Source organism: Xanthomonas arboricola pv. juglandis (assembly GCF_001013475.1).
Taxonomy (GTDB): domain Bacteria; phylum Pseudomonadota; class Gammaproteobacteria; order Xanthomonadales; family Xanthomonadaceae; genus Xanthomonas; species Xanthomonas arboricola.
In genome coordinates this window covers 534,021-546,278 of record NZ_JZEF01000001.1, presented here as the reverse complement: position 1 = coordinate 546,278, position 12,258 = coordinate 534,021, and the positions used below count along the sequence as shown (strand labels likewise).

The following is a 12,258-nucleotide window of genomic DNA, read 5'->3' as shown; positions in this document are numbered from 1 at the left end:
TAGTTCGAGTACGTCTTTATGCATAGTGCTGAACGATCTGCATCAGCGAGGCACCGACTCCCGAGCAGTCCGCGGCGTTCGCGTCCTTGTTCTGCAGGATCATATTGGCAATCTGGGTAGCAGCACCGATCAAAACGCCGCCGATGAGGATGGGGGACACTTCGGAGATGCGCTTGTGTGCGAAGGCGATCTGGTAACCAGCCACGATAACCGCGATGGTAACCACCGCGATCGAACCCATGTTCAGCAGCTTCTTCACGTTGTTCAGAAAGCCGCAGACGCGCGTATCGGTTTCTGCGAGACCGTTTCCATCAGCCGCTGCGCCACCTGCCACCATCAGCAGCGAAATGAACACCAGTGCCTTCAGCGCCTGAGTGCCAACCATCTTGGCATCTGCCATTGTCTTCTTGTCGATTTCAAACTTCATGTCTAACTCCTTGGGAACAGAGGGGGTCCAGCAGCCATATCCTTGGCGATCTTCCATCCTAAAAAACAAATGCGCTATCTACTTGCGGAGCCGTCTGTGGGGCACGCGGCACGGAGACGGGAGTTACGGGTTGGTCGGTCTGCGTCAAGGCTTGCGGTGCGACAGCGGGCAACGCTACCCCACGCCCTTGGCCCGTCGGCTTTATCACATACAACTCCTTCTCCGCTGCTGGAGCCACAGGGGTGGCCCGACTCGGCAGAGAGTAAGGTGCTGAAGGTGCGGATAGCATAGGCCCCGACGGTGAAGCCGCCGTGTGGCCCGTACCGGAAAAATCCTGAATACGCCTTGACACGATCGCATCTGCCAGTTCGGCGGCCGCTTGCCGCAACGGATTGGCAGGCCGCAACTGCACCTGGCGTGTCGGCACGACCGCAATGGGCTCGGCTCCAGAGGAGGATGCTACCGACTGACGAATGGATGCATAGATCTTTTGGACATAACCGTGCTTGAAGCCGGTCTCGAAGTTGCCGGAGTAGTAACAGCTGAACGACTTGCCCCAATTGGCGCCGGAGCGCGAATGGCACTCCGCCAGAATCCTCGAAGCAGCGACCAGATTGGGGCATTTATCGAATGCCATCTCATAACTGGTAAGCCCGTATTTTTGCAGGTTGTAGCGATTGACCTGGCCTAGTCCGAGGGAGAAGTTGTAGCCCTTCTGCTCCAGCATCTTGGCAGTGGCCACTGCTTCAGCCAACCCCCGTGGCTCACGCACCAACCGCCCGCCAACCACGCCGATGGCATACGGATTGCGCGACGACTCGACATGGACAACGTGCTGCATCACCTCGCCAGGAACAGCAAGTCCAGTGCACCCCATCAGTTCCATGCCAGGCAACATGTCATTACTCCTTGCAAAACCGAACCAGCCCCAACCAAAGGATTGACCTTTCAACCACCGCGCAAGGTTCTCAAGGGATCGAAGTCGATGCCCGTGATGAACCGGCGCCCCGCATGTGCCTTGATATGAACCACGATATCGATGGTCATTCTCAGCAAGCGCTTGATCACCTCGAATTCCAGACCGGAGCCTTCGCTCGATGCCTTCACCATCAACGCCAACTGGTCCCACGTTTGCTCGACACTTCCGGCGTGGCAGCTGGTAATGGAACCCGGATGCCCGGATGCGCAGTTACGGATGAAGTAGAACGACTCATCACCACGCAACTCGGCCAGGATAATGCGATCCGGCTTCATGCGCAGACAGGCTTCCATGCAGCTTTTAGCCGTTACGTTGCTGGTACTCTGCCCGCCCTTCGAGTACAGCAGGTGCACGGAATTGGGCTGACTGATGAACAACTCACGTGCGTCCTCGATCGTCACCAGGCGCTCTTCGCTCGGAATGTGATTGACGAGCGCCTTCATGAAGGTAGTCTTGCCGCTACCGGTCGCTCCGGCAACGACGACGTTCTTCTTGTACAGCACGCACTTTTTGAAGAATTCTGCGTAATCGCGCTTTCGGCGCAGTTCCAGCAGTTCCTGATCGTGATCGCTGACATCGGCCGATTGCTCCAGCACCTCATCGAAGAACCCGTCGTGCTTGTATTGCTCGAGCGATTTGGTGTGCTTGGAAGGGAGCCGGATGGTGATGGACACCTTGCCTGCATCGCACGCGGGCGGCATGACAAACTGCGCACGCTGCCCTGTAGGAAACGTCAGCGAGACCACGGGATCTGCATCGGTAATGCGCTGCCCGGTGTTGCTTTCGTTCACCACCGCCGTGCAGAACTGGCGGGCACGGTCATATGTCAAGGATGGCACGTCGACCCGCTGCCACCCATGGATCGTTTCAAGATACAGCTCGCCAGGCCGATTGATGCATATTTCAGTCACGTCAGGCGAATTCAGGTAGTCCAGGATGCCCAGCACCGAGTACTGGTAATCCAGGAAATCATTCGAAATGCGCGCCGTCGGGGAATCATCGATCGTCATGGCAGGCTTTTCATTCACTTCGGCAGGACCGCCGAGAAATCGACGTCCTTGGCAACATAAACGTTCAACACGGTGCCCTGATTGATCGTCAAGGTTGCCGGACGACGCCCAGACTTTTCCACAGCCTGCTCGGCGAGCTGCTGCATGCTGCGAGCAGTATTACTCTCGAAGGGCTGCTGAGTGACGATTCCGCTGCCAACACCGATTGTCGTCGTTTCTGGACCATATTCAGCAGCCGCATACTTGAATGCATCGCTCAACAAGCTGATGAACAGCGCCGATGCAATCTTGTTACCCCAATGCGCGCTGTAATCACCCGGATGGCCGGCGCTGCCGAGCGTATCGATGCCAGGGCCGACCAGTGTGACATCCAGCCCGGTCGGCGTGGTGACCCGATCCCACACGACCTGCAGGCGCCTGGTCGTCGGCTCTCCGGCGCCGTACTGGCCGAGCATCTTGGAACCCTTCGGCAAGAGCAGGTTGTGGCCGTTAATCGAGTACACCGGCTCGGTCACGATGCACGAGGTGTAGCCACCGAAATCGGAAATGATCCGGGTCTCCAGGATGCAACGGATGTAGGTGCCACGTACCAACAAACCATCCGGGTTGCTGATCGGCTTAGCCAGCGTAACAGGACTTTCTTCTTGGCCAGGTGCGGGCTGAGCGGCCGTTTGCCCGGGCATGCCGGCGCCGTTTGCGGCAGATTCGGCAAGGATACGGCGCTCCAGCAATGTCGGGCCGCGCTGACGCTCCGGCGCTGAGCTGCCCTCTTCGCTGTCATCAGTCGGCATTGGCGGCAGGGGCGGCAAGCTGGGTTGCTGGGCGAGTGGAACTGGCGCCTCATCCACCGGCGCAGTCATGTTCTGCGGCAACGCTGGCGCAACCACCGTCTCCGTACGCTGTTTCGGCGGGGGAGAATCCTCTCCGCTTTGTGTCGCCAGCCAGAAGATGACGAGAATCAACAACGCGGCAATGGCAGCCAGAAACACCAACGCCTTGCGATTCAGACGCTTGATGTCGCTGGAACGCAACACCGGTTCATTGGCGTCAAGGTCCGGTTCGGCACCTGCCTGCTGACGCGCAAAGTAAGGATTGTTGCGCTCGTTGTACTCACCGTTGCGCAGCTCTTCCCCGCCATTGTTCGGGGAGCGCTCATCAGGGCTGTTTGGAATATTCGAGTTCACTTTTGCTTGTTCCTTCGCAGACCGACGACGTTATCGCCATGGCGAACCACCAGGAAAGGGTAAGTCCCGTGCACGATCAGGGTGTTGCCCTCCACCGTGGTATTGACGAGAAAATCCTCCGCGTGTTCCTTTTCGCGGGCAAAAACTGCCGGGAAATTCCCGGTCGGAAACCGCGTCAAATCCATATTGATATAGGTGAACTTGCCATCGTCATAGACGCGGCTTGGAATAAGCCAGGACTTCTTGGCACGTGTCGCATAGTCGTAGTCGTAGTAATAACGCCGATCTTTCAAAATCTTGGCATTCAACAACGGGCCTTTCTTCGACGTATCCGCGTCTTCGACATTGTTGAAGCTTGTGTCCTTCGGATAGGTGAACACGACCTTGTATTGAACGCCAGCCTGCTTCGCCTGCTCGAGGCGCTGCCAGTCAGTTGCAACCACCTTGAGCTCAAGAATGTAGGAATGCGTTGCCGTACGAATCATCATGTTCGTATCGACATCGACATTCTTGGGCTTGAGATAAAAAACATTCTCGCGCCGCGTCAGTTCCCAACCACCAGTAAAGCCTGTGCTGTAATCCAGGATCTTTTCGTTCGGGCTTAGCTCGACCTGAGTGGTAATGCCAAGACCGGTGCGTACCTGGTAGATGCGGTCCGGAGCATACTCATACTCCTGAACCACTTGAGCGGCAGCCGAGAAAGCGCATATTGCAAGTGGCAGTGCTGAAAATAACGCAGCGCTGTACCGATTAAAAAGTTTCATCGACCACTCGCTCCATTGACATTGTTCTGCATCCCCTGGGGTTGAATCGCGGGCTGCGCCGCAGGCTGAGCTGCTGGCTGCATTTGATCGGGAAAGGCGGGCTGCACCTGCTGTTGAGGCACGCCACCCTGCGGAAGTGCTCCCTGCTGCAACGGGACGCCCCCCTGCTGAACTGCACCAGAGGCGTTTGCCGCGCCAGGATCGATCATGCCAGTACCAACCTGCTGTGCCGCTGACTGAGGCTGCGGGTTGATCACGGCCCCACCGGCAGGAGCAGCTGGCAACGAGGAGTAGTCGTTGTCTACCCGGTAATCAGTTACTCGGAAGCCTAGAGGATTTTCGACTCGCAGGCTGTCACTCATCTCCAGATTATCTTGGTAGACAAAGCCCATTGTCGCGATCTTGTTGTCAAGCAGCGTAGAGACCGTCGAATTCTTGTCGTACACAGTCCGTTGAAAACGTACGGTCGCCCCTTTGTAGGGCTGTCCTTTTCCGCCAATCAACGTAATACTCAGAATATTGATGCGAATGGCACGCAGCTTTCCGTACGTATTCAAGGGCCGCAACGGATTATTCGCGGAGTGCAGCGCCCGATATTCATTCACAACATTCGTGGCACCCATTGCCGATACAGTATTCCAGTCGCGCTGACCGATGATGGAGAGATCGAATGATTCACGGGCAATAATGAAACGCGCGATATTGCTGCGCGCTAGCGCCTCACTGGTACTGATCGTCCGACCACCAAAATTCGCCTCGAGTTTTGCGATCGTGCTGGTTCCCGAGTAGGCGTCCGCCATTACCAGGTACGGCACCTTCTCTTTCAGCGGCAGCATGTAGTAATAGCCGCCGGCCGTCATAACGGTAATGATCATGGAAACGGTCGCTACCATCCATGCACGCTTTTCGCTGCGGCGTGCGAGATCGGCGATGCTGACCTCGTAGTTCACCGCTTTCTGGACGGCCGCACCCACTTGGGCAGATCCGTCCTTTTCACTGACCTTCTTACGCAACATGTCTAGATCCGTCACCGTAGGGCCTTGTCAGGCCTGAAACTATTGCCGCGACGTGCGCGGACACATGGGAGGCTTGAGCTGGCTCACCGACCCGAATGCTCGGAGCATCGGATCAGCAGTTCAGCTCTTAGAGCTTGGCTCCAGACGACACCGGCACCGGCTGTACCAGCAACTTGTTGGCGGAGACCGAAACCGACACACCTTGCGCTGCGTACACCGCGCTCAGCTCGGTGGCGGCTTGCTGCACGCTGGTGGTGCTGATATTGGAAACCGGGGCGATCAGGGTGTAGTCCGAAGGCAGGTTGTAGGACAGCTGCATGTTGGAATCCGTGGCCCACCGTTCCAGCATCGTCTTCAACGTGCCGTCCATCGGCGTGGCCTGATACGTATAAGAGGTGTAGAGCGGAATTTCGGTAGGTGCTTCGTCAAAGTGATTGACGTGCTTCCAACGTCCACCAAAATCGGGAGCAGGCTTGGTCGCGCAGGCCCCAACCAACGCAGCGACCACCAAGACCAGCGACAGCTTGGACACAGACATCGGATTCACTCTGACTTCTCCAACTCATGAGATTTCGGGCTTAAGACGGACAGCACAACAGCTCCGCTCACCTTCGGGTGACGGAGGGGATCTGCCGTTGATGACTCGATCGAGTGTGCGCGGCCGCCCGAACCAGCCCGAACAGGCCAGTCAGTCAGCGCCATGCATGCGCACACCCGGTAAAAATGAATACGCCGAAGAACCATCCATAGCCTTACTCCTGTACGACCCCGTCCGGCGCCGCCCCTCTTAACAAAAAATCAACACTGCGCGAATTCTGGGTAACTTTGCCCTTAACGAACACATGAGTCAAGAATTACCGGCGCCCCTTCGCAGCCGTTGTGCGACGACCGTCACAGCCTGATGGAAAGCGTTTTCACGTCTGTCTTGGGCAGCAGGCGCGCAGTGAAATAGCGGTCTTCGTAGTAGCGGATCTTGTCGCATTTCACCGGATGCGGGATGCCTTCGTACAGGAAGACTTCCTTCTCGTTGCCCATCGCCTTCAGCTCCTGCGGAAGCATCAACGCACGTCGCTCCTCGGAGACACTTCGGGTGGTTTCCCTGCCTCGGGTGATGTTCTTCTTCTTGATCGTCGTGTAGCCCAACATCTCGGAGTAGTCGTTCGCATCCTGCTGCTCGCGCGGCGCGTACAGGATCTGCAGCGCGTGGTTGGTGATAATGGTGCGCGACAGGTCCTTGCCATAGGTCGCGTCCAGCTGCGCCATGCTCTGAATGATCGGCAGCAGACGAAGGTTGTAACCCGCCATGTAGGCTACCGCGGTGGCAATGATGTCCACTTTGCCGATCGAGGTGAATTCGTCCATCAACAGCAGGCATTGGTACTTCAGCTCCGGATTGGACTTCGGAAGCTCGCGGGTGTTGAGGTTGATGATCTGACTGAAGAGCAGGTTGATGATGAGCCGACTTTCGGCCAGCTTGTTTGGCTGGATGCCGATGTAGATCGTCATCTTCTTCTTGCGCAGGTCGGTGAGCAGGAAGTCGTCTGCGCTGGTGGCCGCATCCAGGACCGGGTTGATCCATGCGTTGAGCGGCTCTTTCAGGGTGCCCATGATGGACGCAAAGGTCTCATCCGCCTGTGACAGCATGTTGGCAAATGCCGAGCGCGCATTGCTGCTGAGGAATCTTCGTTCGGACAGCGACTTGAGGTACTTCTTGAGGTCTGTGCCATCCCCGGACGAGAGGCGATAGATGCCGCCAAGCGTGGGAGCCCCTGCCCCACCCGGGAAGCCGAGCGACAACTCTTCGTCCTGGTTTTCGAACAGATACAGGGCGAACGCCATGAAGGCATTACGCGCCTGGCTGACCCAGAACTTCTGGTCATCCGACCCGTCCGGATACAGCATCGCGGCAATGCTCATCAGATCCGACACGCGGAAGGCGGGGTCACTGGACACGTAGGTCAGCGGATTCCAGCGATGCGTACGACGGTCTTCGGCGAAGGGATTGAAGAGGAACACCTCATGCCCCTGACTGGCGCGCCAGCCACTGGTGAGGTCGAAGTTCTCCTGCTTGATGTCCAGGACCACTACCGATTCCTGGTACTCCAGCAGGTTGGGAATGACCACGCCGACGCCCTTGCCGGAGCGCGTTGGCGCGGCAAGGATCACGAACTGTTGCCCGCTCAGCCGTACAAGCTTGCCGTTGAACTTGCCCACCACGATGCCGTTGCCGCTCGGCTTGAACAAACCGTGCTTGGAAAGGTCTGCCGCTCCGGCAAAGCGCGCGTCGCCATGCAGCGCCCGCGCCTTCGGCTTGACCAGGAGCACGACTGTGATGGCCCAGATGATCCCGGGCAGACCAAAGCCGAGAATGCCGGACATCTTGATCTTGGTTGCGTAAGGCGCCACTTCCGGCAGGCCAAGCGCCTTGACGTAGCGGTAGTAGGTATCCCACGCGTACAGCCCGGTATCGAGCCGCAACAACAGAAGCGTCAGATATCCGGACAGGAAATATCCAACAAGCAATGTCACCACGGTGGCGATTGCAATTATTTTGGCTTTGGACACGCGCCCCTACTCCTTGGCTTACTTCTCAACGGCACTTAGCGACGGACGACGGGTTTGTGATCGACCAGATCCGACCTGCGTCCACCACTCTCGCTTTCGACGAGCGAGTCGATCCAGACTCTGGCCTGATCCAGGGAAAGATCCGGCGTGATCCGGGTTCCGGCAACCGTCACCACGGCATAGGCCACCACGGCGTCGGGCGCGTAGGTGTCTTCCCGGGTGATTGCCACGACACGGTACCCGCCCCTGGTCAGCACCGTGTGCTGATACTCGTCCATCGCCAGCCTTCCTTTTCGTCAGCGCGGAGGCGATGCTAAAGCAAGACGTGTGATGGAGAAAGCGGTTTCGGCCAAGCCGGCACAACCGCGCGCGCATTCGAGGCGAGGCGACGATCGGGATGCGTCACCGCCGGTGGAATTCAGTGAGCGCTTGAAGTGCTTTCAGAGTCACGCACGTGCCTGGCGTTAAAAAGAACTACCTGCCGCTTCGTGGATGGGTGACCAGCGCTGCGACGAAATGACACGCGAAGCGGAAGCTTGGCCTGGCGCCAGGACCTATTACTCAGGAGCGAAAGAGCGCCTGGCTTGCTAGGCCACCGCTCCGCCGCCGGCAATGCCCGACCGCCGCACGAAATTCGTCCAACACGCCTGGGCGATGCACACAAGGAAGTGAAAGCGATCGTCGAAGACGAAATACAGGACACGCGGAAGCTGCAAGAGCTGCTGCGTAATCACTTTGGGATCTGCGGCAGCAGTCGCTGCCGATGTTGAAGCCACTCAAGTCGCCGTGCCGTCTGGACTTGGAGTGGTGGGCGGTACAGGGTTCGAACCTGTGACCCCTACCATGTCAAGGTAGTGCTCTACCGCTGAGCTAACCGCCCGTTTCCTGCGTCAGCATTGCGCTGTGCAGGGCGCGCATTCTAGCGCAGGGTTTGGATCACCACAAGCCCTCCCTGCGCTCGAACTTTCGTGCTGTCGCCCTGCCCTACGCCAGGCTGGCAGCTTTGAGTTTTTGGATCTGGTCGCGAATCTGCGCGGCCGCCTCGAACTCCAGGTCCTTGGCGTGCTGGTACATCTGCTGCTCCAGGCTCTTGAGCTTGCCGGCGATCTGGGCAGGCCCCATCGCGCGGTAATCGGGCATTTCCTCCGCCACCTGACGCGACTTCGAGCGCCCCTTGCCTGCCTTCTTCTCGGCGGCATCCTCGCGCGCACCTTCCATGATGTCGGAGATCGGACGCGCCACCGACTTGGGCGTGATGCCATGCTCCAGGTTGTACTCGACCTGCTTCTCGCGGCGGCGGTCGGTCTCGTCGATCGCCGCCTGCATCGAACGCGTGATCTTGTCGGCATACAGAATGGCCTTGCCGCGCAGGTTGCGCGCGGCGCGGCCGATGGTCTGAATCAGCGAGCCGGTGGAGCGCAGGAAGCCTTCCTTGTCCGCATCCAGGATCGCCACCAGCGACACTTCCGGCATATCCAGGCCTTCTCGCAGGAGATTGATGCCGACCAGCACATCGAACTTGCCCAGGCGCAGGTCGCGGATGATCTCCACGCGCTCCACCGTGTCGATATCCGAATGCAGATAGCGCACGCGAATGCCGTGCTCGCCGAGGTACTCGGTGAGGTTCTCGGACATGCGCTTGGTCAGCGTCGTCACCAACACGCGGTCGCCGAGCTTGATGCGCTCGTGGATTTCGGACATCAGGTCGTCCACCTGCGTTCCGACCGGGCGGATCTCGACCACCGGATCGATCAGGCCGGTCGGGCGCACCACCAGCTCGGTGATCTCGCCCGCGGACTCGCGCAGCTCGTAGGGACCCGGTGTGGCCGAGACATAGATGCTGCGTGGCGAACGCGCCTCCCATTCCTCGAAACGCAGCGGCCGGTTGTCCAGTGCCGACGGCAGGCGGAAGCCGAATTCCACCAGCGTCTCCTTGCGCGAGCGGTCGCCCTTGTACATCGCGCCGATCTGCGGAATGGTCACGTGCGACTCGTCGATGACCAGCAACGCGTCCGGCGGCAGGTAGTCGAACAACGTCGGCGGCGGCTCGCCAGGCGCTTTGCCGGTGAGATGCCGCGAGTAGTTCTCGATACCGTTGCAGAAGCCGACTTCGGCCATCATTTCCAGATCGAACTGGGTGCGCTGCGCCAGCCGCTGTGCTTCGACCAGCTTGTTCTGCGAATACAGCTGCTCCAACCGCTCCTTCAACTCGTCCTTGATCGTATCCACCGCACTCAGCGTGCGCTCGCGCGTGGTCGCGTAATGGGTCTTGGGATACACGGTGTAGCGCTGCAGCTTGCGCAGCGTTTCGCCGGTCAACGGATCGAACAGGGTCAGCTGCTCGATGTCGCCATCGAACAACTCGATACGCAACGCCTCGGTGTCGGATTCTGCCGGGAACACGTCCAGCACTTCGCCACGCACGCGGAACGCGCCACGGGTCAGCTCGAATTCGTTGCGGGTGTACTGCAGATCGGTGAGATGGCGGATCAACTGCCGCTGGTCGATGTGCTCGCCCACCGACAGGATCAAGCGCAGTGACAGATAGTCTTCCGGCGCGCCCAGGCCGTAGATCGCCGACACCGTGGCCACCACCAGCGAATCACGACGCGACAGCAAGGTCTTGGTCGCCGACAGACGCATCTGCTCAATGTGCTCGTTGATCGAACTGTCCTTCTCGATGAAGGTGTCCGACGACGGCACATAGGCCTCGGGCTGGTAGTAATCGTAGTAGCTGACGAAGTACTCCACCGCGTTGTGCGGAAAAAACGACTTGAACTCACCGTACAGCTGCGCCGCCAGCGTCTTGTTCGGCGCCATCACCAGGGTTGGCTTCTGCACCTGCTGAATCACGTTGGCAATAGTGTAGGTCTTGCCGGAGCCGGTCACACCCAACAAGGTCTGCTTGGCCAGGCCGGCCTCGAAGCTGGCCACCAGCTTGTCGATGGCGGCAGGCTGATCGCCGGCTGGGGAGTACGGGGATACGAGCTGAAAACGGTCGGTCATGGAGCGGGTCTCGGGGGAGGACTGCACGAACGGCGGAGGCCACCTTCGGTAAAAGTCTGACCCGTCATCACGTGAGAGCCGACCTTACCTGAGCCATAGACGCCGTAGAGACTGCTTGTTCCGAGCCAGGGAGCAGGACGGTGAAAGCAGTGACTCGTTCGTGCGAAAAAGGGTACACGGCACTACAGCTAGTGATCGTGATGGCGATCATCGGGATCGTGGCAGCCATCGGCCTGCCCAGCTTCAACGCTTTGATCGAGTGGCAGCGAGCACAGGCAAGGGTTCACTTACTCACCGCACATCTGGCGATGGCCAGAAGCCTGGCTGTCACGCATCGCTTGCCGGTCAGCATCTGCCCGTCTGGTGATGGGGCAAATTGTCGATCTGGAAGGGACTGGAGCCAGGGTTGGATCCTTTTTAAGGATCCGCTGCGCACTGGCCAGCCTGCAGATACGGACTCGGTCCTGCAGGTTGAGCAGTACGCTGCGAGCGACAACATCAGTATCACTGGAACGACCGGCCGATCGCTTGTCCGATTTCTTCCGAACGGCCGCAACAGCGGCACCAACATCACGATCAGCCTCTGCACGCGTGCGCAGCGTCTGGCAGATGTCATTGTCAACAACTCAGGGCGAACGCGGTCTGTTCGCTACAGGCAACCAACCACATGCCCCGCACGGTGAGCTACAGCAAAAACAAAGAGGCCGCGACTAGTCGCGGCCTCTTCAACATCTTGGCGCCCGAAGTTGGACTCGAACCAACGACCCCCTGATTAACAGTCAAGTGCTCTAACCGGCTGAGCTATTCGGGCGGGGAGGCGAATTGTACAGAGGCCTCGGCACTACTGGCAAGCGTTTTTTTTCAGGATCTGTGTCAAGCGCTCACCAACAGTCAGCAACACTTCCTCCGCTAGCCGACTTCGCCCCTGCCTGATTGAGGGAGAGCGTACCGCACTTGTCCTTGGCTTGATCGCCCTGCGGCGTGGCGACAACAGAAAAGGTGGAGGAGCTCGGTGCAGCGGCAAGGGAAAGCAGGTAGCGCGCAGCCCCCCCCTCCTTGGGAGATTGGGTGAACCCCCCACTACCGCTCAGTGAAAAATTCGCAAACGTCCCATTCGCCGTATGGAAACGCTCCGCTAATTGCGCCAACTCAACCAAATCAGCCTTCGCTTGAGCCCGACGAGACTTCCTGACGTGTTCGATATAGGACGGATACGCCACAGCGGCGAGGATAGCCACTATCGCAACAGTGATCATCAGCTCGATCAATGTGAAACCGGTCGTTACGCAGCGCCCGTTTGACATGCT

12 protein-coding genes and 2 tRNA genes are annotated in these 12,258 nt (G+C 58.7%); 1 reads left to right on the top strand and 13 read right to left on the bottom strand.

Features of this window, described 5'->3' with window-relative positions; all coding sequences use genetic code 11:
* Window positions 1-16: 16 nt before the first annotated feature.
* From XARJCFBP2528_RS02280 to uvrB, 11 genes are all read right to left on the bottom strand, one after another.
* Complete coding sequence (locus tag XARJCFBP2528_RS02280; protein ID WP_016901064.1) at window positions 17-427, bottom strand: TrbC/VirB2 family protein; 411 nt, start codon at window positions 425-427, stop codon at window positions 17-19.
* Between the two features lie 58 nt (window positions 428-485).
* Window positions 486-1,313, bottom strand: coding sequence for a lytic transglycosylase domain-containing protein (locus XARJCFBP2528_RS02275; RefSeq protein ID WP_016901068.1), 828 nt, complete (start codon window positions 1,311-1,313; stop codon window positions 486-488).
* A 62-nt stretch (window positions 1,314-1,375) separates the two neighbouring features.
* Window positions 1,376-2,416, bottom strand: a complete 1,041-nt coding sequence (gene virB11, locus XARJCFBP2528_RS02270; RefSeq protein ID WP_016901071.1) for a P-type DNA transfer ATPase VirB11 — start codon at window positions 2,414-2,416, stop codon at window positions 1,376-1,378.
* 14 nt (window positions 2,417-2,430) lie between these two features.
* Window positions 2,431-3,600 (bottom strand): TrbI/VirB10 family protein, encoded by a 1,170-nt coding sequence (locus XARJCFBP2528_RS02265; RefSeq protein WP_016901074.1) that lies wholly within the window; start codon window positions 3,598-3,600, stop codon window positions 2,431-2,433.
* Window positions 3,597-4,364, bottom strand: a complete 768-nt coding sequence (locus XARJCFBP2528_RS02260) for a TrbG/VirB9 family P-type conjugative transfer protein (protein WP_039516403.1) — start codon at window positions 4,362-4,364, stop codon at window positions 3,597-3,599. Before XARJCFBP2528_RS02260 ends, XARJCFBP2528_RS02265 begins: the two co-directional genes overlap by 4 nt.
* Window positions 4,361-5,380: a VirB8 family type IV secretion system protein gene (locus tag XARJCFBP2528_RS02255; RefSeq protein ID WP_047124261.1), complete on the bottom strand. Its 1,020-nt coding sequence runs from the start codon at window positions 5,378-5,380 to the stop codon at window positions 4,361-4,363. Before XARJCFBP2528_RS02255 ends, XARJCFBP2528_RS02260 begins: the two co-directional genes overlap by 4 nt.
* A 127-nt stretch (window positions 5,381-5,507) precedes the next feature.
* The gene (locus XARJCFBP2528_RS02250; protein ID WP_016901077.1) at window positions 5,508-5,918 is read right to left on the bottom strand and encodes a TcpQ domain-containing protein; all 411 of its coding nucleotides are present in this window, start codon (window positions 5,916-5,918) and stop codon (window positions 5,508-5,510) included.
* A gap of 353 nt (window positions 5,919-6,271) precedes the next feature.
* Entirely contained in the window at window positions 6,272-7,945 is a 1,674-nt protein-coding gene (locus XARJCFBP2528_RS02245; RefSeq protein ID WP_047124260.1) for a type IV secretory system conjugative DNA transfer family protein, read from the bottom strand.
* 35 nt (window positions 7,946-7,980) lie between these two features.
* The gene (locus XARJCFBP2528_RS02240; RefSeq protein ID WP_047124259.1) at window positions 7,981-8,223 is read right to left on the bottom strand and encodes a hypothetical protein; all 243 of its coding nucleotides are present in this window, start codon (window positions 8,221-8,223) and stop codon (window positions 7,981-7,983) included.
* Window positions 8,224-8,750: 527 nt separating this feature from the next.
* Window positions 8,751-8,825, bottom strand: a tRNA-Val gene (locus tag XARJCFBP2528_RS02235).
* 104 nt (window positions 8,826-8,929) lie between these two features.
* Entirely contained in the window at window positions 8,930-10,951 is a 2,022-nt protein-coding gene (gene uvrB, locus XARJCFBP2528_RS02230; RefSeq protein ID WP_016901080.1) for an excinuclease ABC subunit UvrB, read from the bottom strand.
* A 140-nt stretch (window positions 10,952-11,091) separates the two neighbouring features.
* Here uvrB and XARJCFBP2528_RS02225 point away from each other — a divergent pair, with 140 nt between their 5' ends.
* Window positions 11,092-11,634, top strand: coding sequence for a GspH/FimT family pseudopilin (locus XARJCFBP2528_RS02225; RefSeq protein WP_026064032.1), 543 nt, complete (start codon window positions 11,092-11,094; stop codon window positions 11,632-11,634).
* Window positions 11,635-11,685: 51 nt separating this feature from the next.
* On the opposite strand, the gene XARJCFBP2528_RS02220 is transcribed toward XARJCFBP2528_RS02225, so the two are convergent.
* Window positions 11,686-11,762 (bottom strand) — tRNA-Asn (locus tag XARJCFBP2528_RS02220).
* Between the two features lie 70 nt (window positions 11,763-11,832).
* Window positions 11,833-12,255 (bottom strand): type IV pilin protein, encoded by a 423-nt coding sequence (locus tag XARJCFBP2528_RS02215; RefSeq protein ID WP_026064033.1) that lies wholly within the window; start codon window positions 12,253-12,255, stop codon window positions 11,833-11,835.
* Window positions 12,256-12,258 lie beyond the last annotated feature (3 nt).